21 protein-coding genes, 1 pseudogene and 1 riboswitch are annotated in these 23,828 nt (G+C 60.2%); of the genes and pseudogenes, 14 read left to right on the top strand and 8 right to left on the bottom strand.

From position 1 onward, the window contains the following. Window positions 1–51 precede the first annotated feature (51 nt). From SSARUM_RS11750 to SSARUM_RS11730, 5 genes and pseudogenes are all read right to left on the bottom strand, one after another. Window positions 52–843, bottom strand: coding sequence for an AraC family transcriptional regulator (locus tag SSARUM_RS11750; RefSeq protein ID WP_043147468.1), 792 nt, complete (start codon window positions 841–843; stop codon window positions 52–54). Window positions 844–1,194: 351 nt separating this feature from the next. Next, window positions 1,195–1,512, bottom strand: coding sequence for a cupin domain-containing protein (locus SSARUM_RS11745; protein ID WP_015377878.1), 318 nt, complete (start codon window positions 1,510–1,512; stop codon window positions 1,195–1,197). A gap of 341 nt (window positions 1,513–1,853) precedes the next feature. After that, a complete protein-coding gene (locus SSARUM_RS11740; RefSeq protein ID WP_033653160.1) occupies window positions 1,854–2,261 on the bottom strand; it encodes a DUF2000 domain-containing protein in 408 nt (135 codons plus the stop codon). Between the two features lie 52 nt (window positions 2,262–2,313). Continuing rightward, window positions 2,314–3,160: pseudogene (locus tag SSARUM_RS11735) on the bottom strand (AraC family transcriptional regulator). A gap of 70 nt (window positions 3,161–3,230) precedes the next feature. After that, window positions 3,231–5,111 carry a diguanylate cyclase domain-containing protein gene (locus SSARUM_RS11730; RefSeq protein ID WP_033634542.1) on the bottom strand — a complete coding sequence of 627 codons (1,881 nt, stop codon included), beginning with the start codon at window positions 5,109–5,111 and terminating at the stop codon, window positions 3,231–3,233. Between the two features lie 180 nt (window positions 5,112–5,291). Continuing rightward, a riboswitch (Fluoride riboswitch) is annotated at window positions 5,292–5,367 on the top strand. A gap of 40 nt (window positions 5,368–5,407) precedes the next feature. Here SSARUM_RS11730 and SSARUM_RS11725 point away from each other — a divergent pair. From SSARUM_RS11725 to eno, 3 genes are read left to right on the top strand one after another with little or no spacing between them, the layout of a single operon-like run. Beyond that, window positions 5,408–6,373, top strand: coding sequence for a DHHA2 domain-containing protein (locus SSARUM_RS11725; RefSeq protein WP_033648315.1), 966 nt, complete (start codon window positions 5,408–5,410; stop codon window positions 6,371–6,373). A 3-nt stretch (window positions 6,374–6,376) separates the two neighbouring features. Beyond that, window positions 6,377–6,805, top strand: coding sequence for an adenine nucleotide alpha hydrolase family protein (locus SSARUM_RS11720; RefSeq protein WP_033648314.1), 429 nt, complete (start codon window positions 6,377–6,379; stop codon window positions 6,803–6,805). 17 nt (window positions 6,806–6,822) lie between these two features. Further along, window positions 6,823–8,106 carry a phosphopyruvate hydratase gene (gene eno, locus SSARUM_RS11715; protein WP_060430071.1) on the top strand — a complete coding sequence of 428 codons (1,284 nt, stop codon included), beginning with the start codon at window positions 6,823–6,825 and terminating at the stop codon, window positions 8,104–8,106. Here eno and SSARUM_RS11710 read toward each other — a convergent pair. Next, window positions 8,093–8,515, bottom strand: coding sequence for a MerR family transcriptional regulator (locus tag SSARUM_RS11710; protein ID WP_048321571.1), 423 nt, complete (start codon window positions 8,513–8,515; stop codon window positions 8,093–8,095). The genes eno and SSARUM_RS11710 overlap by 14 nt on opposite strands. Window positions 8,516–8,587: 72 nt before the next feature. Between SSARUM_RS11710 and SSARUM_RS11705 the strand changes: the two genes are divergently transcribed. The 4 genes from SSARUM_RS11705 (at window position 8,588) to SSARUM_RS11690 (ending at window position 14,223) form a co-directional block, all read left to right on the top strand. Beyond that, complete coding sequence (locus SSARUM_RS11705; RefSeq protein WP_049212154.1) at window positions 8,588–9,808, top strand: NADH:flavin oxidoreductase/NADH oxidase family protein; 1,221 nt, start codon at window positions 8,588–8,590, stop codon at window positions 9,806–9,808. Window positions 9,809–10,314: 506 nt separating this feature from the next. Next, window positions 10,315–11,697: a diaminobutyrate--2-oxoglutarate transaminase gene (locus tag SSARUM_RS11700; RefSeq protein WP_072010260.1), complete on the top strand. Its 1,383-nt coding sequence runs from the start codon at window positions 10,315–10,317 to the stop codon at window positions 11,695–11,697. Between the two features lie 18 nt (window positions 11,698–11,715). Beyond that, window positions 11,716–13,185 carry a pyridoxal phosphate-dependent decarboxylase family protein gene (locus SSARUM_RS11695; protein ID WP_033638493.1) on the top strand — a complete coding sequence of 490 codons (1,470 nt, stop codon included), beginning with the start codon at window positions 11,716–11,718 and terminating at the stop codon, window positions 13,183–13,185. A 141-nt stretch (window positions 13,186–13,326) separates the two neighbouring features. Continuing rightward, the gene (locus SSARUM_RS11690) at window positions 13,327–14,223 is read left to right on the top strand and encodes a LysR family transcriptional regulator (RefSeq protein ID WP_060430068.1); all 897 of its coding nucleotides are present in this window, start codon (window positions 13,327–13,329) and stop codon (window positions 14,221–14,223) included. Window positions 14,224–14,339: 116 nt separating this feature from the next. On the opposite strand, the gene SSARUM_RS11685 is transcribed toward SSARUM_RS11690, so the two are convergent. Further along, on the bottom strand, window positions 14,340–14,810 hold the full coding sequence (locus SSARUM_RS11685) for a DUF2846 domain-containing protein (RefSeq protein ID WP_060430066.1): 471 nt from the start codon (window positions 14,808–14,810) through the stop codon (window positions 14,340–14,342). A 413-nt stretch (window positions 14,811–15,223) separates the two neighbouring features. Here SSARUM_RS11685 and SSARUM_RS11680 point away from each other — a divergent pair, with 413 nt between their 5' ends. The 7 genes from SSARUM_RS11680 to pqqF all read left to right on the top strand — a co-directional run bounded on the left by SSARUM_RS11680 (window position 15,224) and on the right by pqqF (window position 21,927). Further along, complete coding sequence (locus tag SSARUM_RS11680) at window positions 15,224–16,273, top strand: dipeptidase (protein ID WP_060428090.1); 1,050 nt, start codon at window positions 15,224–15,226, stop codon at window positions 16,271–16,273. A gap of 117 nt (window positions 16,274–16,390) precedes the next feature. Further along, complete coding sequence (pqqA, locus tag SSARUM_RS11675; protein ID WP_004937827.1) at window positions 16,391–16,468, top strand: pyrroloquinoline quinone precursor peptide PqqA; 78 nt, start codon at window positions 16,391–16,393, stop codon at window positions 16,466–16,468. 57 nt (window positions 16,469–16,525) lie between these two features. Further along, window positions 16,526–17,437: a pyrroloquinoline quinone biosynthesis protein PqqB gene (pqqB, locus tag SSARUM_RS11670; RefSeq protein ID WP_039566147.1), complete on the top strand. Its 912-nt coding sequence runs from the start codon at window positions 16,526–16,528 to the stop codon at window positions 17,435–17,437. Between the two features lie 9 nt (window positions 17,438–17,446). Continuing rightward, window positions 17,447–18,202 (top strand): pyrroloquinoline-quinone synthase PqqC, encoded by a 756-nt coding sequence (gene pqqC, locus SSARUM_RS11665; protein ID WP_060430064.1) that lies wholly within the window; start codon window positions 17,447–17,449, stop codon window positions 18,200–18,202. Further along, the gene (gene pqqD, locus SSARUM_RS11660; RefSeq protein WP_039566152.1) at window positions 18,202–18,480 is read left to right on the top strand and encodes a pyrroloquinoline quinone biosynthesis peptide chaperone PqqD; all 279 of its coding nucleotides are present in this window, start codon (window positions 18,202–18,204) and stop codon (window positions 18,478–18,480) included. The genes pqqC and pqqD overlap by 1 nt, the downstream gene beginning before the upstream one ends. After that, window positions 18,473–19,609 carry a pyrroloquinoline quinone biosynthesis protein PqqE gene (gene pqqE, locus SSARUM_RS11655; RefSeq protein ID WP_060428092.1) on the top strand — a complete coding sequence of 379 codons (1,137 nt, stop codon included), beginning with the start codon at window positions 18,473–18,475 and terminating at the stop codon, window positions 19,607–19,609. The genes pqqD and pqqE overlap by 8 nt, the downstream gene beginning before the upstream one ends. Before the next feature lie 2 nt (window positions 19,610–19,611). Further along, window positions 19,612–21,927: a pyrroloquinoline quinone biosynthesis protein PqqF gene (pqqF, locus tag SSARUM_RS11650; protein ID WP_060430063.1), complete on the top strand. Its 2,316-nt coding sequence runs from the start codon at window positions 19,612–19,614 to the stop codon at window positions 21,925–21,927. A gap of 405 nt (window positions 21,928–22,332) precedes the next feature. Here pqqF and SSARUM_RS11645 read toward each other — a convergent pair whose 3' ends face one another. Next, window positions 22,333–23,718 (bottom strand): purine-cytosine permease family protein, encoded by a 1,386-nt coding sequence (locus tag SSARUM_RS11645; protein WP_033648302.1) that lies wholly within the window; start codon window positions 23,716–23,718, stop codon window positions 22,333–22,335. Window positions 23,719–23,828: the final 110 nt, after the last annotated feature.

The raw sequence follows: 23,828 nt of genomic DNA, 5'->3' as shown, positions 1-23,828 counted from the left end.
TACGTCATTAGGTTGCTTCAATCTATAGGAGAAGCGCGCTATGCCATAAGGCTATAGCGTAAAGCGCGAAGGCGAAACGCCAAACAGTTTTTTGAACGCCACCGAATAGGCGCTGTGGCTCTCGTAACCGCTTTCGAAGGCGGCGTGGATGATCGAGTGGCCGGCCAGCAGCAGCGGAATGGACGACAGCAGCCGCAGGCGCTGTTTCCACTGGCCGAAGGTAATGCCGGTTTGTTGGCTGAAATGGCGTTGAAAGGTCTTTACGCTGATCGACAGTGAATCGGCCCAGGCCTCAATGCCGCGATCGTCGGCCGGCGTGATGACCAACCGCCGGCAAATTTCGGCCATTCTCGCCTCTGCCGGCCAAGGCAGGTGCAGCGCCAGCTGCGGCTGCAGGCTCAACTCCTCAAGGAACAACGCTCTGAGCAGCGCATTGCGTTGGGTCTCCGCCCCTTCGGGCGCCAGCGTCGCCAGCTGAGCGATCAGTTCTCGCAACAGCGGTGAGACCTGCAAGACGCCATCGCGCAGCGGCAAACGCGCGGCGGTGATTTCATCGACCAAAATCCCGTAAACGCAGATGTTGCTCTGCATGACGATCTGATGCTCTACCCCCGGCCGCAACCAAACTGCGGTGGTGGGCGGAACGATCCAGCGCCCGCTGCTCGCCTCGACCGCCATAACGCCCTGCTGCGAATAGAGCAAGTGGCAGCGCCTATGCGAGTGGTAAGGAATGACGAAGCCCGCCGGATAGTGTTTCACCAGCCCCGTCACCTCGAACGAGGAGTTTTCGTGGCTGCTGAGGTCGATGCGTTTCGTTTCGGCATTGTCGACTTCGAATCCCATGGCCGTTTGTCCCTTTTGATAACGCGAATGTCTTTTATTTGATAGAGGAGTCGCATGATCCTCCATATAGTGACGCTGTCGCAAGCCACACCAGGGGCCTTATGCGAAGAAACTCACTATTTACACCAAAATTTCATCGTTCTGCGTAAAACGCAGGCGTTGCGCATGCGCTGCGCAATGGCGGCTCGTTGCGGGGGCGACGTGGCCGAAAGTGATGGATAGGGAAAGCGCGGTGGCATAATCAGGAGGTATACGCATCAATCAGCAGGCAGCTCAGCCCGGGGGGGCGGCTTAATGCTGAAGGGATAGGGAGAGCGCCTAGGCTCTCCTCCATCCAGAGTTGTTATTTCATCAACGGGCCAGCTCGGCACCGTCCAGCTCGGAAATCGCCAGACAAATCACTTCCGTAATGGCCTGTACCGTATAGGCGGTATTGGCAGGAATGATTAACATCTCATGGGGTTGCAACGTCTGATCGTCAACCTTCAGTTCACCGCTCAGCACCATCAGTTTCACCCAGCCCGGATGAAAACGCGCCGGTTGCCGGCTGCCCGCATCCAGCTTCAGCAACGCCGTATGGCCAGGCGTTTCCCGTTTCAAAATATGAAAGTGTACCCCATCGTAAGGCATGTTTTCGTAATGCAGTGACGCCAGTGTTCTCTTATGCATGGTAAGTGTCCTCGTGACCTGTGAGTAGCTGCTCCGCCTTCGGTCGCCGTAAAAACGATTGGCGGCTGTCCCTACCGAAAGCACAGGCTCGCAGCCTCTTGGCGAACGGATTAACTGTCGTACTTGCAGCGGCCCGACCGACCGCCGTTTCATGCCTAACCTGCCTCAGGCATGCTACTAAATATATAAGAGCCTCGCCGACGGCGCAAAAAACCGCGGTTCTTATCATTTAATGATGCCCGAACCTCATTCAAGTGTTGCCACCAAAACCCCCATGCCGCCATTCAGACGGCATGGGACGGGCCCCCTGCTTTCGCCGCCGGGCGGCGCACTTTCCAGCCCTAGCCGTGGAGCGCCAGGCCTTTTATCGCCTTATCCACCGCTTTCTTCGGCCCGCGCAGCGCCAGGCCGACCAAATCCAGATTGTCCGCGTCTTCAGCGCGAAAAACCTGGCGGTTGGCTTCATCGTGCCCGGTCGCGAACATGGCGTGCACATAGGGGATCAGCGTTAATTCCCGCTCCAATCCTTTGCGATGCACATTTTGCAGGCCCGGCAGATCCGCGGCGAAAATCAGCATCGGCTGCCCGGAAATGGCGCCGTAGCGTCTGCCCTGCGCATCCACGTAACGCTCGCCGATGATTTCCGGGGCCGCGGCGGCGATGCCCGTCGCCAGAAAGGCCACCACGTTCAGCCGCTGCCAGGTTGGCAGATCGTCACGCACGATAAATGCTATCTTGGTATCAAACATATTTCGCTCTACTCCGTTGTGCTGTTAAACGCGCATCATCGGAGATGGCAAGTCAACGGTATAGAACGTTTGTGCACTGGCGTTGATAGGCCGCCGGCGATAATCGGTAGGCGCGCTGGAACCAGCGGCCCAAATGGCTCTGATCGGCAAAACCCACCTGCATGGCGACCTGCGCCGGTTCTTCCCCCTGCGCCAACAGCAAGCGTGCAGCCCGCAGCCTCAACCGAACTAAATAAGCGTGCGGCGACTGGCCGAAAGCCCGGGTGAACTGGCGAGTCAGGCGGAAACGATCCAGGCCGCACTGAAGAGCAAGTTCATCCAGGCTGGGATTATCCGCCATGTGCTCGTGCAAGTAGTCCCGCAAGCGATTCATCTCAATTAAAGCGTCATCGCTTTGGGAAGTTGGCCGAACGCGAATATGCCGTGCCAAAAGCGTCAGCAGATGGTCCAGGCTTTGATCGCGCGCCAGTCGCCCCTCTCTATGATGCAACGAGAAAAAGGCCTGCTGTATCGCGGCCGCCAGCATTGGATCGTCGGTCAACGTGCTGTGGAAGGCACCTTCCAGCACGGAGGCGTCCCCCATTCCACGGCGGTGCATAGCGACGGATACCCAATGCTGGGGCAAATAGAGCATCGCATGTAAACCCCTCGGCCTGCGGCGCATGGCCATCGTGCACCGCGCCCAGCTCGATCAGCATGGCGCGCCCCGGCCGGCTGGTATGCAGCGAGCGGTGGCAATGGAAACGCTGTAAACCCTGCTGCGTGACACCCACCAGCATTTCATCATGATCGTGAGGATCGTAGGCATGTCCCTGAAAGTGGGCATTGACGCTCTCAATACCGGTTTCCTCATCGCGTCGCAGTTCGAGCCAGTCTTTATGTTGATGATTTGACGCCATGCAATCAGTCCGGAGTTCTGCTCACAGGAAAAGAAAAACCGCTTACCCTGAGACCGCCACCGTTGCACGCTCACAGCTCGCAGATGGCGTAAGTGCCCTTCCCGGCCGATTTCGCCTGATACATCGCGCCGTCGGCGCGGGTCAGCAGCATCTCCTCCGTCACATCGCCGCGTGGGGAAATGGCCGCGCCGATGCTGGCGGAAAGCCGTACCTTCTGCGGCCCGATCTGCGTAATTGTGGCCAGTTGCGCCAACACGTTTTCGCAAAACTCGCTGACCTCGCGCCGCGGATCCGTCAACGGCCACAGGATCACCGTGAACTCGTCACCGGCAAGACGCGAGACGCTGTGGCGCTCGCCGGCGCAGGCGCTGAGCAACGTGGCGAAGGTTTTCAGGATCGCGTCGCCGAAATCATGGCCATAGCTGTCGTTAAGGGTTTTGAAGCCGTCGAGATCGATAAACAGCAGCGCCATCTGCCGCTGATGGCAACAAGCCTGCAGCGTGCCCGACAACCGGCGCAGAAACGCACGGCGGTTGGTCAATCCGGTCAGCATGTCGTGGGTCGCGTCATATTCCAGCCGCTGCTGCAGCCGCTTCAGTTCGGTGATGTCCATGGCGAGAATGTAAAAGCCCTGCGCTTCGCACGGCACCAGCGTGGTGTGGATCATCAGCAGCCCCTGCCGGGTCTGCAGCTCATTCTCAAAACTCACCATTTCGCCCGCGAGGGCCCGTTCGATCATCGGTTTTGCTATCCGATAAACGCTTTCCCCCATGAAATCACGCACCGTCATCCCCCTGAGGCTGGACTCCTCCAGACCGAACCAGGTTTTGTAGGCGCTGTTGGCGAACAGGTAGCGTTCATTGCCGTCGATCTGGCTGATTAAGGCCGGCATGTTGTCGGTAATGGCGCGCAGACGCTCCTTCTCCGCACTGAGCTGATATTCGGCGAGCACGCGGGTTTCAATCTCTTCGTTGAGTTTTTTGACCACCACGTTCAGCTCCCGCGTGCGGGTTTCGACGCGTTCCTCCAGCTCATGCTGCAACGCGAACAGATCGGCCTCGGCCGCCTTGCGCTCGCTGATATCGACGATAACCGAGATGAAATGGTCCGGTTTGCCGTTCGGCAACCGATTGAGCGCCACCGTCAGCTGCACCCAAACGATCGAGCCGTCGGCGCGGAAATAGCGTTTTTCCATCGAGTAGGTGCTGATTTCATTTTTCAACAGCTGCTGCAGCTTTTCCAGGTCGGTATTGAGATCGAGCGGATAGGTAATGTCCTGGAAGGTGCGATCCATCAGTTCGCGCTCGGAATAGTGCAGCATTTCGCAGATGCGCGGGTTCACCCGCAGCCAATACCCCTGCAGCGAAACCAGCGCCATCCCTACCGCCGCCTGGGCGAAGGTCTGTTCGAACAGGGCCTCCGTGCGCTGCAGGTCGGACTTCAGGTTTTCGGTATAGACGTGGCGCTCAATACTTTGCAGATACTCCTCCACCACGGCGGCGAAATCATGCAGATCGGCCAGTTGTTCCGGGGAAAACGGCTGCGGGTGGCTGTCGATAATGCACAGGGTGCCGAGCGGCAACCCGTCGAGCGACAACAGCGGCTGCCCGACGTAAAAACCGATCCGCGGCCCGCCGATCACCAGCGGATTATCGAAAAATCGCGGGTCGTTGGCGGTATCGGGCACCACCAGCGCTTCGCGTTGCAAGATCGCATGGCCGCAAAACGAGATATTGCGCGGCGTTTCCCGGGCATCCAGACCGTAGCGCGATAAAAACCATTGGCGATCCCGGTCGATCAGCGACACCAGCGCAATGGTCACGCCGAAGTATTTCGCCGCCAGCCGCGTGATGCGATCCAGTTTTTCCACCGAGTTTGAATCCAGCACGTTCAGCGAATTCAATACCGACAGGCGTTCGGCTTCGTTTTCGGGGAAGCAGGGTTCGAGCATGTTGTCTCCCATTGTGTCACCCACGGATCCGGCGCAGCCAGCCGGCGTGAGTCCGTTCGCCCTATCCGTCGGTCAGCGACAAATATCCTTGTCCATCATAGACTCACTCAGTATCAATCCGATTGCGCATTCTCGCCAGCTTTGCCGGCCGTTGCGTTTACCCCCGCGCTGCGCTACAGTCGTTCACAAGGTGATGGTGTTCCACCTTTCCCAACCGCCGCGTTCACTCGAACCGGATGATGACGCCTGATATACAACTTCGCTTTATTTTTTAGGCAGGTATGTCAGGAGTCGCTATGAATGAAATCTCACGTCTTACCCCTTTTCCGTTCCAGCCCGATGCCGTCGCGCGGGAAATGCCCCTGTACGTTTTCGGCCATAAAAATCCCGACAGCGACAGCATCTGCAGCGCGCTGGTGGTCGCGGACTGGCTCAATCACCTCGGCAAACCGGCCGTGGCTTTCCGCCTCGGCGACCTGACGCCGGAAACCCGCTACATACTGGCTGCCGCCGGCGTACAGGCGCCTGCGCTGCTGAAAGGCGATCTTCGTGACCGCAAAGTCTGGCTGGTCGACTTTACCGATATCGAACAAGGCCCGGCCTCATTGCTCGACAGCGACGTGGTCGGCGTTATCGACCATCACCGGCTGGGCACGTTAGTCACCCGCAACCCGCCCGATGTCTGGGTGCGCGCCGTCGGCTGTTGCGCCACCGTGATCCTGCAGATCCTGACGACAGAAAAGCCAATGCCACTTAACGCCGCCCAGGCCACGCTGCTGCTGGGCGCCATCCTGAGCGATACCGTCGCGCTCAGTGCGCCAACCACCACGGAACAGGATCGGCTGGCGGTCACCCGGTTACGCGCAATCTCTCACGTCGACTATGACGCCTTCACCGCCGGGCTGCTAGCCGCCAAAACCGATCTCTCGGGGCAATCCGCCGCGCAGTTGCTGCACCGCGACGCCAAGGATTACCGCATCCATAGCGTCTCGCTGCTGCTGTCGCAGATAGAAGTGCGGGCCATGAGCGACATCGATCCGCTGTTGCCCGCACTGCAACAGGCGCTTGAACAAGCGAAGCAGGAAGCCGGGCTGGAGATGGCTGCACTATTGGTCACCGATATCACCCGCCGCCGCTCCACCCTGTATTTCTCGTCGAACCGGGTGCTCGGCATTCGTCAGGTATCGCTGCCCGGTATGACGAGCCGAAAAAAAGAGGTTTTACCGTGGTTAACCCTCCAGATCGCTAACGCAGGGAGATAAGTCATGCCGCTCTATCAACATGCTTTACTGCTGGTACAGGATGAACGCGACGGCCGGCTGCTGTTGCGCCATGCCGAACGCCTCAATCAGCAGATGAATACGCGCATTACCGTGGCGCACATCAGCGCCGACTATGCCGAGCTGGACTACCTCAGCGATGCGCAAACCAAAGATCGCCAGTCCAGCGAGGTGATCGCCGCCAAAGCCATGCTCAGCCGCCTGGTGGAAGACTGCTCAATCCCCCTGGAGGTGCGCGCAATCGTCAGCATCCATCGCTTCAAAGACGTCGAAGCCCTGATTGCCCGTGAAGGCGTCGATCTTTTGTTGCTCGGCCATCAGAACCGTCCGTTTGGCGTCTTTGCCTCCTTCGGTTTCGAATTCATCAACCATTTATCCATCGACGTGCTGATAAAACACGTTCCCACTCCCTAGAACGAGGTGACACCCCCATGAGCTATGAGATTGAAAGCGTAACCGCCAGAGAGATCCTGGATTCGCGCGGCAACCCGACCGTCGAAGTCGACATGAGCGCGACGGGCGTCGTGGCCCGGGCTTCGGTGCCTTCGGGAGCCAGCACCGGATCGCGCGAGGCGGTGGAGCACCGCGACGGCGATCCGCGCCGTTTCGGCGGCAAAGGCGTACTGGAGGCGGTGCACAGCGTCAAAACGGCGATCAACGAGGCGTTGCGCGGAGTGGATGTGCGCCAACAGGCGGAGATAGACCGCCGGCTGATCGCGCTGGACGGCAGCGAGAACAAAAGCCGATTGGGGGCCAACGCCCTGCTCGGCGTGTCTCTGGCCGCCGCCCGCCTCGCGGCGCAATTGTCGCAGCTGCCGCTGTATCGTTATCTGGGCGGCATCGGCGCCAATCTGCTGCCGGTGCCCTGCATGAATATCATCAACGGCGGCGTGCACGCCCGCTGGCAAGGGGCGGACTTTCAGGAGTTTATGATAGCCCCCCTGGGCGCACCGTCGTTGCGCGAGGCCGTGCGCTGGGGCAGTGAAGTTTATCAGGCGCTGCGCCAAATCCTGTTGGAAAAAGGCCTGTCGGTCGGCGTCGGTGACGAAGGCGGTTTTGCGCCGGCGGTCGCTTCAAACCGCCAGCCGCTCGAGCTGATCGTGCAGGCGATAGAGAAAGCCGGCTACCGGCCGGGAGAAGATATCGCGATCTGCATGGATCCGGCCTCGAGCGAATTCTACGCCGACGGCAAGTACCGCCTGCGCAGCGAGAACCTCGAGTTGGACGCAGCCCAGATGACGGCCTATTACCAACGGCTGGTGCAGGATTTCCCCATCGTGCTGATTGAAGACGGCTTGGCCGAGGACGACGGGGCCGGCTGGCGTATTCTGAGCGACGCCCTGGGCGACCAGGTGGAGCTGGTCGGCGACGATCTGTTCGTCACCAACGTGAAATACATCCAGCGCGGGATTGATGAACGGTTGGCCAATGCGGCGCTGATCAAGCTGAACCAGATCGGCACGCTGAGCGAAACCTTCGCCGCCGTACAGCTCTGCCAGGCGAACGGCTGGGGCACCTTTATCTCGCACCGCAGCGGTGAAACCGTCGACAGCTTTATCGCCGACATGACGGTCGCGATGCGAGCCGGCCATCTGAAAACCGGCGCGCCGAGCCGCGGCGAGCGCATCGAAAAATACAATCAGCTGATGCGCATCGAAGATCAGTTGGGCGCCTCGGCGGTGTATGCCGGGCGTTCCGCCTTTAAACGCCGCTAAGCTTTGCCGGCCGGGCCGGCGATGCGTCGGCCTGTTTTTCGCCCTTGGCTTGACACAGGCCGGCGACACCGGACTCCAATAAGGTCAGCCGGGTCGTCAACAAGGTTTCTCGTTGTTCATTCAGCGTGGCCATCATCAGCTCGATCTCCGCCAGCCGTTCATCGACGCCGCGTATCAACCCATCCTGATAAGCGCTGCCCTGCAGCGCCAGCACCCGTTGGATCGCCTGCAGCGAAAAACCCAGATTTTGGCCGATTTGGATCAGGTGCAATCGCTCCAGCGCGCTATCGCTGTAGACCCGATAGCCGTTGACGCCACGCACCGGTTTCGGCAGCAACCCCAGCTGCTCGTAGTAGCGTATCGCCGAGGCAGCCACGCCGGCGCGCTGCGCCAATTCTCCGATCTTCATGCCCTATTGACCTTAAAGTTAACTTTAAACTTAGTATAGCGCCATTCCCCTTACGACAGGAGCGCAAAACCGATGTTTACCCCACTGACACTGCCCAACGGCAGCCGCCTGACCAACCGTCTGGCCAAGGCGGCGATGGAAGAAAATCTGGCCGCCCCGGGCCAACTGCCCGGCCCGGCGCTGTGGCGCTTATACCGCTATTGGGCCGAAGGCGGCGCCGGCTTGATTATCACCGGTAACGTGATGATCGACGGCCGCGCCATGACCGGCCCCGGCGGCGTGGTGCTGGAACAAGACACGCCGCTCGCCCCGTTCGAAACCTGGGCCAAAGCCGCACGCCAGGGTGGCGCGCAGGTGTGGATGCAGCTTAACCACCCGGGCCGGCAGGTGATGGCGAACATGGGCGGCAACGCATGGGCGCCCTCCGCCATCCCGCTGGCGATGGGCAAGCACAGCAAGCTGTTCGCCCAGCCGCAGGCGATGGATGAAGCGCAGATCGCCGAGGTTATCGCGCGCTTCGCCGCCAGCGCGCACGCCGCCGAACGGGCCGGTTTTACCGGCGTGGAGATCCACGCGGCGCACGGCTATCTGCTTTCCCAGTTTCTCTCACCGCTGACCAACCAACGCAACGATCGTTGGGGCGGCGAGTTGGCGAACCGCGCCCGCCTGCTGCTGGAGGTGGTGCGTGCGGTGCGCGAGCGCGTCTCGCCGGGCTTTTGCGTGGCGGTCAAACTGAACTCCGCCGATTTTCAGCGCGGCGGTTTTTCATCGGACGATGCCCGCCAGGTGGTGCTGATGCTGAACGATCTGCCGGTCGATCTGATCGAACTGTCGGGCGGCAGCTACGAAAGCCCGGCGATGCAAGGCGAAACGGCGGACGGCCGCACCCTGGCGCGAGAAGCCTATTTTCTGTCCTTCGCCCGCGATCTTGCCGCCGTCGCGCGCATGCCGGTGATGACCACCGGCGGCATCGCCCGCCCGTCGGTGGCGCAGCGGGTGCTGGACAGCGGCGTCGCGGTCGTCGGCATCGCTACCGCCATGGCGGAAGTGCCCGATCTGCCGCGGCGCTGGCAAACCGGTGCGGCCCCCCATGCGCTGCCTGCCCCGATCACCTGGCGCAGCAAGGTGATGGCGTCGCTCGCCCGCATGGCGTTGGTCAAGCGCCGGATGCGCGCGTTGAGTGACGATCGGCCGCGCAATGTGCGCTACTCGCCGCTGTTCACGCTGGTCGTCGATCAGTGGCGTACCCGCCGTATCCTGCAGCGTTACCACGCCTGGTTACGGCAACGTTAATGACCGCGGCGCCGGCAGACACGCCGGCGGCCGCACAAAAATCCCGCTTTTTTGATCGCGCTACGTAAAATCTGCAAGAAATCACCGCTCTGGATACTGCGCTTTTAACGCTCGGCTGCTTATATTCATCACAAATTTTGTGTATATAACCGCTTTAGGACTTAAGGTGGTGAATAGATGAAAATAAGCCGCTATTTTCTATTTATGTTATTAATCGGAAATTCACCTTAATAATAAATGCATTAAAGAAGCAGCCAAAGGAAAGCAGAAAAGCATTTTTACGCAATGTTAAAGAAATGTTGTTTTTTGCCGGCAAAACCAACGGTCAACAAATCAACAACATATTGATGAGCCTAAGAAAAAACTAAACAATTCAAAACAAAATCGGCTATTGAGTCCCAGGCGAAAAAGCCATATATTGGTCGCGCTTTTCACAAGGCAGTTACTTTTCTAATTCATTAATTCAATCGTTGCGTCTTGAGACCTTCGGTTGTAGGAGAGATATGATGACGGATAAAGTCCGTATTGATACTTTAGTTGCAAACTCATTAAACGGAAACAATGAAACCTATTTGGCGCGCCAAGCCGAATTTGAGTCGAATGTTAGGAGTTATCCGCGCAAATTGCCGTTGGCAATTGCGAAAGCCCAGGGCGTTTGGATCACTGATGTTGAGAATAATCAATATCTTGATTGCCTGGCCGGGGCGGGAACGTTGGCTCTTGGACATAATCACCCCGACGTCCTGCAAAGCATCCAAAATGTCATTACCAGCGGCTTGCCGTTACATACTCTCGATCTCACGACCCCGTTAAAAGATCGTTTCTCCGATTACCTGCTCTCTCTGTTGCCGGGCGAAGGCAAAGAATATTGCCTGCAGTTCTGCGGCCCGTCCGGCGCCGATGCGGTGGAAGCCGCGCTGAAGCTGGCGAAAAAGCACACCGGCCGTTCTGGCGTGATCAGCTTCTCCGGCGGCTATCACGGCATGACCCACGGCGCGCTGTCGGTCACCGGCAACCTGTCGCCGAAGGCGGCGATCAACGGCATGATGCCGGAAGTGCAGTTCATGCCTTACCCGCATGAATACCGCTGCCCGCTGGGCATCGGCGGCGAAGCCGGCGTCAAGGCGCTGACCTACTACTTCGACAACCTGATCAACGACGTGGAAAGCGGCGTGCGCAAACCGGCGGCGGTGATCCTGGAAGCCGTTCAGGGCGAAGGCGGCGTTAACCCGGCGCCGGCCGAGTGGCTGCAGCGCATCCGCAAAGTGACGCAGGAGCATGGCATTCTGCTGATCATCGACGAAGTTCAGGCCGGTTTCGCCCGTACGGGCAAGCTGTTCGCCTTCGAACACGCGGGCATCGAGCCGGACATCATCGTGATGTCGAAAGCGGTCGGCGGCGGCTTGCCGCTCGCGGTGCTGGGCATCAAGAAAGAGTTCGACGCCTGGGAACCGGGTCACCACACCGGCACCTTCCGCGGCAACCAGCTGGCGATGGCCACCGGCCTGACCACCCTGCAATACCTGAAAGAGCACCAGGTCGCCGACAAAGTGGCCGCGCAGGGCGAATGGCTGAAAGGCAAACTGGCCGAGCTGCAGAAACGGTATCCGGTGATCGGTCACGTCCGCGGCCTGGGCCTGATGATCGGCATCGAGATCGTCAAGCCGAACGAAGCGCAGGATCACATGGGCTGCTACCCGGCCGATGGCGAGCTGTCCGCGTTGCTGCAGAAAAAGTGCTTCGAATCCGGTCTGATCCTGGAGCGCGGCGGGCGCAATGGCTGCGTGCTGCGTCTGCTGCCTTCCCTGCTGATCACCAACGATGAGCTGGGTATTTTCCTCGATAAATTTGAGCAGGCGCTGTTGGCCGCCGGCGTCAAGCCAGTCTGATTGGAGCGAATGACCGCGATGTCCAAGTTAAACCCGATTCTGGCTTCCTCGGCGCACAGCGCCGAGGCTTACCGCCAGGCGATCGCGCAGAGCAGTGAAGCCGTCGTGCAGTGGCTGCAACAGCCCGAGATGTATCAGGGCAAAAGCGTGGCCGAACTGCGCGAGCGCATCAAGCTCGACTTCACCCCGCAAGGCCTGGGCAACCAGGCGGCGATCGATCGCGCCATCGAGTACTTTTTGAAAGACAGCCTGTCGGTGCACCACCCGCAGTGCGTGGCGCACCTGCACTGCCCGAGCCTGGTAATTAGCCAGGCCGCCGAAGTGCTGATCAACGCCACCAACCAGAGCATGGATTCCTGGGATCAAAGCCCGTCGGCCACGCTGATCGAAATGAAGCTGATCGAGTGGCTGCGTGCCCAGGTCGGTTACCAGCCTGGCGACGCCGGGGTGTTCACCAGCGGCGGCACCCAGAGCAACCTGATGGGGCTGATGCTGGCGCGCGATGCGTTCTTCGCGCGTCAGGGCCACTCCGTGCAGCAGGACGGCCTGGTGGGCGATCTGCGCAAGCTGAAGGTGTTCTGTTCTGAAAACGCCCACTTCTCGGTGCAGAAGAACATGGCGCTGATGGGCCTCGGCTATCAGTCCGTCACCCTGGTGAAAACCGATCGCTTCGCCCGTATGGACGTGAACGACCTGGCGGAAAAACTGGCACAGGCCAAGGCCAACGGCGAGCAGGTGATGGCGATTGTCGCCACCGCCGGCACCACCGACGCCGGTGCCATTGACCCGCTGCGCGACATCGCGCGGCTGGCGGCGCAGCAGCAGATTTGGGTACACGTGGATGCGGCCTGGGGCGGCGCGCTGCTGCTTTCCGAGCAGTACCGCGACTACCTGGACGGCCTGGAACTGGTGGACTCCATTACCCTGGACTTCCACAAGCAGTTCTTCCAGACCATCAGCTGCGGGGCCTTCTTGCTGAAAGACGAGCGCCACTATGAGCTGATGCGCTATCAGGCGGCCTACCTGAACTCCGAGTTCGACGAAGCGCAAGGCGTTCCGAACCTGGTGTCCAAATCGCTGCAGACCACCCGCCGCTTCGATGCGTTGAAGCTGTGGATGGGGCTGGAAGCGCTGGGGCAGAAGCAATACGCCGAGATCATCGATCATGGCGTGACGCTGGCGCAGCAGGTGGCGCGTTACATCGCCGATCAGGAATCGCTGGAACTGGTGATGCAGCCGCAGCTGGCCAGCGTGCTGTTCCGCTACCGTCCGGCGCAGCTGGCGGCGAACGGCGACGCGGCCGTCGCGCTGTTCAACCAGCGCATCGGCGACGCCCTGCTGGAATCGGGCCGCGCCAACGTCGGCGTGACCGAGTTCGATGGCGTAACCTGCCTGAAGATGACGCTGCTGAACCCGATCGTGACGCTGGAAGACATCAAGCTGTTGCTGGCGCTGGTCGAGAAAACCGCGCAGCAGCTGCCGGCGTAACGCCGCGCAGTGTGCCACTCAAGCCGATAACTTGCGTTATCGGCTTTTTTATTGCTCATCAGATCGCAGGAGACGCAGCGTTTACGCTGATATACTGCATCAAACGCCTTCTCTCATTCCAGCGCCACAGGATACGCACGCATGACCGACCCTGATTTCAACCTGTTGATCGCGCTCGATGCGCTGCTGACGGCGGGCAGCGTCGTCGGCGCGGCGCGGCGTCTCGGTTTAAGCGCTTCGGCGATGAGCCGCACCCTCAACCGGCTGCGCGCGGCCACCGGAGATCCCCTGCTCGTGCGCGCCGGCCGTCATATGGTGCTTACGCCCTATGCCGAAACGCTGCGCGAGCGGACGCGAAATACGGCATTTGAAGCCCGTGCGCTGCTGCGCCCGGCGCAGGGAGCATTAGATCCCGCCGAACTGGATCGTACCTTCACGCTGCGCGCCAACGACGGCTTCGTCGAAGCCTTCGGCCCGGCGCTGATCGCCGCCGCTGCCGAACAGGCGCCGCGGGTGCGGCTGCGCTTTGCGCCCAAGCCGGAGAAAAGCGACCGCCCGCTGCGTGAAGGGCTGGTCGATCTGGAGATAGGCGTGCTGGGTGACATGGGCCCGGAAATCCGCCTGCAGGCGCTGTTTCGCGATCGCTTCGTCGGCGTGATGAGAACCTCGCACCCGCTTGCGCAGCAGCCGGAGATCGGCGCCGCCGACTACGCCGCCTGCGGCCACGTGGTGGCCTCGCGCAGCGGGCGCATTCTCGGGCCGGTAGACGCCGCGCTGGCGGAGCTGGGGCTGACGCGCCAGATTGCCGCCGTGGTGCCGAGTTTTCCGGCCGCGCTGGCGGTGGCGCAGGCCTCGAATCTGCTGGCGCTGTTGCCCGCCTCCTTCCTGCACGCTCAACCGGCCGACGGCCCGCTGCGCGTCTTCGAGCTGCCGGTGAAAACGCCGCCTATCACCGTGTCGCAAATGTGGCACCCGCGCCTGGACGCCGAGGCGGATCACCGCTGGCTGCGGCAATTGGTGTTGGGCGTTTGTCGTTAAAGAAAAACGGAGTGACATCGTCACTCCGTTCATAATCGTAAAGTAAACAGCGAAGGTTTAAACAGATAATGGGAATTTCAGGAGGAATATCCCTGAAACTCCACGGTCACTGCGCATTAGTTATCGCAATGGCCGCCCTTGGCAAGTTTTACCGCAGCTTTAGAAATAACACGTTTGCCTTCGTCTTCTGTCGATTGACTCAGACCGGCACCACCGACGAATACACCCATCTTAATGTATTGTCTTACGAAGTAATTCTTCCCCGCTTCGGTATAGATGGAAAGATCGTTAGGAGAAAATTCAGATTCGGTAGAGATTTTATGCTGTTGTCCGCCGTCAACCTGGGTATAGAAAAACGTTTTATCCGCGGTCTTCCCCACGCATTTGCCGTCAAGATAAACATCTTTCTTCAGCGCCTTGCCGACAAAGCTGTCACGATAAATATAGAGGCCCGCTTTGTTTTCATCCAGCGCCGGGAAGCTTTTAGCGTGCGCTGATTCTTGATCTGTTGCGAGGGGGATGCTTGCACACCCGCTTAACAATAATGCGCTCGCCAGTGAGGCGCAGAGGAGTAGTCTTTTGGTCATGAAAAATCCTTCGGTATAAAAATGAAGCAAGGAACAACGCTTAATACACTGTGAACATTTAATTATCACATTAAAAATAACTAACAGTTATTATATTGATGGTGGATAAATTCATTTTAAAACAGTTAGTTAGGGTAGGAATCGCGCCCAACACACACGCGATGACGATATTGCCATAAATAAAATTTGATTCAAGAATCAATGTCTAAAATATTACAGAATCATCAATTTAATTGGCCTAATCAACGCTGATTCGCACGTTTAAACTTCCTTGGCCACTGGCCGAAAATAATTTCGTTCAGGTTAATCTCCGTATGTCCACTGCATTCAGAATCTCCCCGCTGCGGGGGGTTGTTCCCCCTCGCGCGATGGGAGAACATAGCGTTCACGATGCCTGACTCAGTGAAACGCTCATGACGCTTCCCCCTCTCTGGCCGGTATTCGACGGCCATAACGACCTGCTGCTCAACCTGTGGCTGCAGCACGACGACGATCCAGCCGCCGCCTTCTATTCCCGCGTCACGCCGGGCCACCTCGATTTCTCCCGCATGCGGCGCGGCGGATTTTTCGGCGGACTGTTCGCGGTATTTATTCCCCCGGTCAGCTATATCGCCCAGATGCGCAACCAAACGCAGGACGAGGCGCAGGCCACCTTCGATCCGCTGGCGATCGCCGAACGGCAGATCGCCATCCTGCAGCAGTTGGAACAGGCTTCTCAGGGGCGGCTGCGCATCTGCCGCACCGCCACCGAGATAGAACAGTGCCGCCTCAACCGGCAAATTGCCGCGGTGCTGCATATCGAAGGCGCCGGCATGATCGACGCGGAGCTGACGCAGCTGGAGGCCTTCTACCGGCTGGGCGTGCGCAGCATCGGGCCATTCTGGAATCTGCCGAACGCCTTCGGCACCGGCGTCAGCGGGCCGTTCCCGGGCTCACCCGATACCGGCCCCGGCCTGACGCCGGCCGGCGAGGCGCTGATCCGCGCCTGCAACCGCCGCCGCATCATGATCGACGTCTCGCACATGAACGAGAAAACCTTCTGGCAAACCGCCGCGCTGAGCAACGCGCCGCTGGTCGCCACCCACTCCAACGCCCACGCCCTCTGCCCCCAGCCGCGCAACCTGACCGACGCACAGCTGGGCGCCATCGCCCAGAGCGGCGGGATGGTCGGCGTCAATTTCGGCACCGCCTTCCTGCGTGCGGACGGTAAACGTGACAGTGCAACAACCGGCTTAACAGAAATTGTTAAACACGTTGAGTATTTGATCGCTAAACTTGGTGAAGATCGCGTGGGATTTGGCTCTGATTTTGACGGGGTCAACGTACCGCAACCGCTGGAGGACGCCGCTGGCCTGCCGCGCCTGACGCAAGCGCTGGCGCAGGCCGGGTTCGATAACCGGTTGCTGGAGAAGCTGACCTGGCGCAACTGGCTGAACGCGCTCACCGCCGCCTGGGGTGAATAACCCGGTTACGCTTTAAAGGTTGCGATCTCCGTCACATTTCGCCAACATTGGGCCGGCCGAATGCGAACGTTTCTCATTGGGTTCGACTTATTACGATGCATGCAAAGGAGCACCGCTATGACTACCTGGACTAAACCTGAGTTTGTTGATCTGCGTCTGGGGCTGGAAGTGACGCTGTACATTTCCAACCGTTAATCGCCCGTCTGCCCGCCTTTCGCGCGGGCATTTCTTTCCTTCTTTTCTGGTTTAGACATGCAGATAAAAGTTCTCGGCTCGGCGGCGGGCGGCGGCTTTCCCCAGTGGAATTGCAACTGCGACAACTGTCGGGGCGTTCGCGACCACAGCATCAGCGCCACGCGCCGCACGCAGTCCTCCATCGCCGTCAGCGACGACGGTAAAAACTGGGTGCTGTGCAACGTTTCCCCGGACATTTGCCATCAGTTGCTGGCCTCGCCCGAATTGAATAATCCCGAGGTGCTGCGCGGCACCGGCATCGGCGCGATCGTGTTGACCGACAGCCAGATCGATCACAGCGCGGGCTTGCTCAATTTGCGCGAGGGCTGCCCGCATCACGTCTGGTGCACCCCTGAAGTGCATGACGATCTCAGCACCGGTTTCCCGGTGTTTCCCATGCTCTCACACTGGAACGGCGGCCTGATTCACCACCCGCTGACGCCCGGCGAGCCGTTCCGCACGATGGTCTGCCCGAACGTGCGCTTTACCGCCATTCCGCTGCTCAGCAACGCGCCGCCCTATTCGCCGTTCCGCGATCGCCCGCTGCCGGGCCACAACGTGGCGCTGTTTATCGAAGATACCGCGCGCGGGGTCGGGCTGCTGTACGCGCCGGGCCTGGGTGAGCCGGACGAGGCGCTGCTGCCGTGGCTGCGCCGCGCGGACTGCCTGCTGATCGACGGCACGCTGTGGCGCGACAACGAGCTGGCCAACGCCGGCGTGGGCCGCAATACCGGCAAGGACATGGGGCATCTGGCGCTGGCGGAAGAACACGGGCTGGCGGCCCTGCTCGCCACCTTGCCCGCCAGGCGCAAAATCCTGATCCACATTAACAATACCAACCCTATCCTCAATGAAGACTCGGTAGAGCGGCAAAGCCTGACCGCCGCCGGCATTGAAGTGAGCTGGGACGGCATGAATATCGAACTGTAGGGAACCGCCATGACGCAACCACTGCCCCTGACTCCGCCGGTATTTGAAGCGGCGCTGCGCGCCAAAGGCGCTTATTACCATATTCACCACCCGTACCACATCGCGATGCACAACGGCGAAGCGACCCGCGAACAGATCCAGGGCTGGGTGGCCAACCGGTTCTACTACCAGACCAGCATTCCGATCAAAGACGCGGCGATCATGGCCAACTGCCCACAGCCGGAAACCCGCCGCAAATGGGTGCAGCGCATCCTGGATCACGATGGCTACGGCGGCAGTGAAGGCGGCATCGAAGCCTGGCTGCGCCTGGGCGAAGCCGTCGGGCTGCAGCGCGACGCCCTGCTCTCTGAAGAATTGGTGCTGCCGGGCGTGCGCTTCGCGGTGGACGCCTACGTCAATTTCACGCGCCGCGCCTGCTGGCAGGAAGCGGCCTGCAGCTCGCTGACCGAACTGTTCGCGCCGCAAATCCACCAATCGCGCCTCGACAGCTGGCCGCAGCACTACCCGTGGATCGACGCCGCCGGCTACGACTATTTCCGCAGCCGCCTCGGCCAGGCCAACCGCGATGTGGAACACGGCCTGGCGCTGGCGCTGGACTATTGCGACACCGTAGAAAAACAGCAGCGCATGCTGGAGATCCTGCAGTTCAAGCTGGACATTCTGTGGAGCATGCTGGACGCCATGAGCATGGCCTATACCCTGAACCGCCCGCCTTACCACAGCGTGACCACCGCGCGGGTATGGCACAACCAGAGGCTGGTGTAATGACGCTGAACCCTGAACACACCCCCGTCTTCCGTCGCGGCTACCGCCTGCAATGGGAGCAAGTGCAAAACAGCCACGTGATCCTCTACCCGGAAGGCATGGCCAAGCTGAACGACAGCGCCGCCGCCATCTTGCAGCTGGTCGACGGCCACACCACGCTGAACGGCATCATCGCCCAGTTGAACGCCCGCTTCCCCGGCGCCGAAGGGCTGGCGGAAGACGTGCTGGAGTTTTTCCAGCGCGCCTACGAACAAAAATGGGTGACCTTCCGTGACTGAAGCTCGCGCGCCGGCGGTGAACCCGCCGCTCTGGCTGCTGGCGGAGCTGACCTACCGCTGCCCGCTGCAGTGTCCGTATTGCTCCAACCCGCTCGATTTCGCCGCGCAGGAAAAAGAGCTGACCACCGCGCAGTGGATCGAGGTGTTTCGCCAGGCGCGGGCGATGGGCAGTGTGCAGCTCGGTTTTTCCGGCGGCGAGCCGCTGGTGCGTAAAGACCTGCCCGAGCTGATCGCCGCCGCGCGCGCGCTCGGCTTTTACACCAACCTGATCACCTCCGGCATCGGCCTGACCGAGAAGAAGCTGCAGACCTTCGCCGACGCCGGGCTGGATCATATCCAGATCAGTTTTCAGGCCAGCGATGAAACGCTGAACGCCGCGCTGGCGGGCTCCGCCAAGGCGTTTCAGCAGAAGCTGGCCATGGCTAAGGCGGTCAAGGCGCTCGGCTATCCGATGGTGCTCAACTTCGTGCTGCATCGCCATAATATCGGCCAGATCGACCGCATTATCGAACTGGCGATCCAGCTGGACGCCGACGACGTCGAGCTGGCGACCTGCCAGTTCTACGGCTGGGCGCACCTCAACCGCGAGGGCCTGCTGCCGACCCGCGAGCAGATCGCCGACGCGGAAGCGGTGGTGAAACGCTACCGCGAACGCATGGTCACCGACGGCAAGCTGGCCAACCTGCTGTTCGTCACGCCGGACTACTACGAGGAGCGCCCCAAAGGCTGCATGGGCGGCTGGGGCGCCATCTTCATGAGCGTGACGCCGGAAGGCATGGCGTTACCCTGTCACAGCGCCCGTCAGTTACCGATCGCCTTCCCGTCGGTGCTGGAGCACGATCTGCAGCATATCTGGTACCACTCGTTCGGGTTTAACCGCTATCGCGGCTATGACTGGATGCCGGAGCCGTGCCGTTCCTGCTCGGAGAAAGAGCAAGACTACGGCGGCTGCCGCTGCCAGGCGTTCATGCTGACCGGCAACGCCGACAACGCCGACCCGGTGTGCGGCAAATCGCCCCACCACGGCACCATTCTGGCGGCGCGGGAAGCGGCGAATCGCTCGCAGATCGGTATCGATCAGCTGCGTTTTCGCAATCAAACCAACTCTCGTCTGATTTTCAAGGGTTGACGATGGCACTCGCCGGCGCTTCCTGGCAGCTCGACAACGGTTTGGCCGTCAAGGCGATAAGCGATCCTGCCGCCGCTAGCGCCGCCGCGCTGGTGCGCATTGAAGCGGGCAGTTTTCAGGCGCCCACCGCCTGGCCGGGCCTGGCGCATCTGCTGGAGCATATGTTGTTTCGCGGCAGCGCGAACTACGGCGCGCAAGATGGTCTGATGGCCTGGGTCGCCTCGGTGGGAGGCCGGCTGAACGCCACCACCCAAGCCACGCAAACCGCCTTCTTCTTCGAAGTAAGCGCAGACCATTTGGCGCCGGGGCTGGCGCGGCTGAGCGATATGCTCGCCGCCCCGCAGCTGGCGTCCGAGGCGATCGCTCAGGAGATTGAGGTCATCGACGCTGAATATCGCCTGCTGCGCGCCGATGTGGAAACCCGCTGCGAAGCCGCGCAGCGGCAGATGTTCAGCGGCCTTGACGCAATGCATCGCTTTCATATCGGCAGCCGCGCCGCCTTCGGCAGCGATATTTCCGCGTTGCAGCTGGCGCTGCGGCAGTTTCATCAGCGCTATTTTCGCGCGCCAAACCTGACGCTGTGGCTGCAAGGCCCGCAATCGCTGGCCCAGCTGCATGCGCTGGCCCAGCGCTACGGCAGCCGGCTGCCGGCGGGCAACGGCTCACCGCACGAGAGCTCACCGCCGCTGACCGCTGCGGAAGATTACACCCTGACGCTGCCCGGCACGCCGCAGCTGAGACTGGTGTTTGCCCTGCCGCGCTCCCATTCGCGCGGCTGGCTGCGGCGGCTGGAGCGCATGCTGCTGGACGAAGCCCCCGGCGGGCTGCTGGCCCGGCTGCGCGCTCAGGCGTGGTGCGATGCGGTTCGGCTCGATTATTCGCGCTGCAGCGAGAACAACGCGCTGCTGAGTTTTACCTTTACCGTCAATCACGGTTCAGCCGCTGAGGCTGCCTGCATCGAAAGCGCCCTGCTGGCGTGGCTGCAGGCGCTGCAGGTGCTGACACCGGCCCAGCTTGCGCATTACGAGCGGCTGGCAAATCGCGATTTCCACCGTTTGGCACCGCTCGACCAGCTGCGTGCCAGAGCGTTTGGGCTGCCGCCGGCGGAGCCGAACGACGATTGGCCACGGCATATTGCGGCGTTGATTAGCGCGCCGCGCCGTCGCCTGGCCGTGCGGCCCGAAGGCGGCGGTGAAACCCGTGAAATTCAAGGGCTGCCGCTAGCGCTTGGCCCCTTCGCCGGCGCCGCGCTGACGGCTACGGCTGAACCCTTCCGCTTTTTCTCCTCCTCGGCGGCGCTGCCGCCCCCGACATTGCCTGCCGGCCTGGCGCCGCTGCGGCATCTGCGCCCCGACGAAGCGCAGCCGGTGCTGCTGCTGCGGCCGACGCCGTCCAGCCCCTTCAGTGATGCACAGGCCTACGGCTTACAGGCGGCGCTGCGCGCCGGGGCGGCCGAACTGGCGCATCGGGAAGGACATTTAAGCTTCGAACGCCACCAGGGTGCGTGGCTGCTGCAGCTGGCGGGCAGCCCCGCGCTGCTTTGCCACGGGCTGAGCGAGGTGAACCGGGCGCTGGCGGCGTTGCCGTCGGCCATTCTCAACGAGGCGGCGAGAAACCTGCGCCATACGCAGTTGCAAGAGCAAAACGACATCGCCATTCGTCGCCTGCTGGCCCAATTGCCCGCAGCGCTCAGCGCGCCGACAGCAACAGCGGTGCAGTGGCATGCCACCTTAGCCGGCGGCGATGGCGAGTTAAAACGGCAGCTGTCGCACCTGCTGTACGACTTCCCCTATCCCGTGGCCGCCGAGCCGCCGCTGCCGATATATCAGCATCATCGCCCCGTCACGCTGACGGAAAGCGGCGCCGAACACGCCTTGCTGCAGTTTTACCCGCTGCCGAACGGCGAAGCCGAAGGCCGTTGGGCGCTGCGCGTGCTGGCCCAGCTTTACGCGCCGCGCTATTTTCAGCGGTTGCGCGTGGATCGCAACGTGGGCTACGTGGTGCAATGCGCCTTCCACCGCTGCGCCGATGCCGAAGGCCTGCTGTTCGCGCTGCAATCCCCAACGTTCAACGTTGAACAGCTGCGGCAGTTAACCGACGAATTCTTACTGCAAATGCGTCATGAGCTGGCGCACGTGGGCGCAAACGAGCTGGCGCAAACGCAACAGGCGCTGCGGCAAAGCGTGCAGCGCCTCAGCGCCGAGCCATTGCAACGCGCACGCGAAATCGCCCTGGAAAATCACGCAATCATTGCCGCCGAGCCCATGACATTGACGCAACTGGCCTATTGGCAGCAGCGGCTATTCGCCGCAGGCTGATGTTGCGTCGGAGCCAACCCGACGCAATATAAACGTAGCGAAACAACTAATAACCAGAGGGAGATATATCTCAATAATCGTGCTCCCTCCTGTAAGAACTACTTCGGGAAATTACTTGAATAACAGCATGTTGATTAATCGCCTAACCGACGCCCTCCTTTTCCTTTTATGGCAGGCATATATTCTTCGCTTTTTCATTCTTTTAAACTCATAAGCTAGCGATATATAAAACACCATGAGCAGCAACATTAATATAACAATCATAAGTTAGCCCAAATCCATTTAGCCATTTCATACGATTATTATCTAATTTAATAAATTAAAAAATTAGAAACATCCTGTTCTAAAAATTACTTTATCATATCACTCAAACCGGCCTTTTATGCTGGCCGGGATGCAGGAGAATTATAATTGCACCGCCCAGTTAGCCCGTCGCGAACAACACAATGGGTAGGCGATACCGGTCAGCACCATGCTGATCACCCAGGAAATGTCTGCGCCCGGGATCAGATTGGCGTAAGGGCCGGAGAAGAATGCGTTCTCGACGAAAGGCACCTGCACCGCAATACCGCCGAAATAAACGCCGAGCGCGCGGGTGTTTAGCAGGCCGTAGCGCCCGCCGTCGGCGCTGAAAATGGCCGAAATGTCATAGCGTTGGCGGTTAAGCAGGTAAAAATCAATCAGGTTGATCATGCACCAGGGGATCAGCACCGAAATCAAGGCAAAAATCAGGTTCAGGAACAGATGAACGAAGTTGGCCGAGGCAACCAGCGCCACCCACACCGCCCCCAGCAAAATCAGCGCCGAGAACAGCGTGCGTATACGCGCATTCGGCATCCACTGCGGTAAGAAGGTTTGTACCGCAGTGATGAGTGAAAGCACCGCGCCGTACAAATTCATCGAGTTATGGCAGATGATGTTGATCAGAAACAGCACCATCAACACCGGCCCCAGCCCTCCCGTCGCCTGGCGCACCGCCTCCATGGCATCGTCGCTGCCGGCGACCAGATTGACCGCCACCACGCCGAACACGAAGGCCAAAATGGTGCCGCTGCAGGCGCCCAGGTAGGTATACAGGAAGGGTTTGGCAATGCCGACTTCCGCCGGCAGGTAACGCGAATAGTCTGACGTGTAGGGCGAGAAGCTGATTTGCCAGACGGCGCCGATGCAGAACGTGGCGAACCAACCGGCAATGCTGAACGATCCCCGCTGCCAAAAATCCGCCGGCAGCGGTTGAGAAAACATCAATACCAATCCGAGAATCAGCGCGCTGCCCATCACCCAGGCGCCGATTTTGTTGATCTTATGGATGAAACGGTAGCCCACCACCCCGATCAACGTTGCCAACACCGCGCCAATCACCGTCGCCACGCCCATGTTCAATGACGGGATGACGTTATGGATGACCTTGCCGGAAAGCGTGATGTTGGAAATAAAGAACCCCAGATAGATCACCGTGGCGAACACGATCACCAACAGCGAGCCGTAGCGGCCAAACTGCGCCCGGCTCTGCACCATTTGCGGTATTCCGACCTGTGGTCCCTGGGCAGAGGTCAGCGCCAGAAAAATACCGCCGAACAGGTGGCCGGCGATAATCGCGCTCAGCGCCGAGAGAATATTGAGATGAAACGTTTGTGTGGAGATGGCCCCGGTCACGACCGCCAGCGGCGCAATATTGGTGCAAAACCACAGGGTAAACAGGCTGCGGGCATGGCCATGGCGCTCCCCGGCGGGAACAAAATCGATCGACTTGTCTTCAATAAACGCGGTCTGCTCTGGCTGAGAGTTCATATATCCCCCGGTTAACGTGGATTATTATTTTTTACAGCGTGTTAGCGTGCGAATAGGTCGAAAAAAGCGTGCGTCTGCCCCGGCGACATTGCGGTCGCCTGTATCAATGC

The organism is Serratia sarumanii, from assembly GCF_029962605.1.
Taxonomy (GTDB): domain Bacteria; phylum Pseudomonadota; class Gammaproteobacteria; order Enterobacterales; family Enterobacteriaceae; genus Serratia; species Serratia sarumanii.
This window is presented reverse-complemented; position numbering and strand designations above follow the sequence as displayed.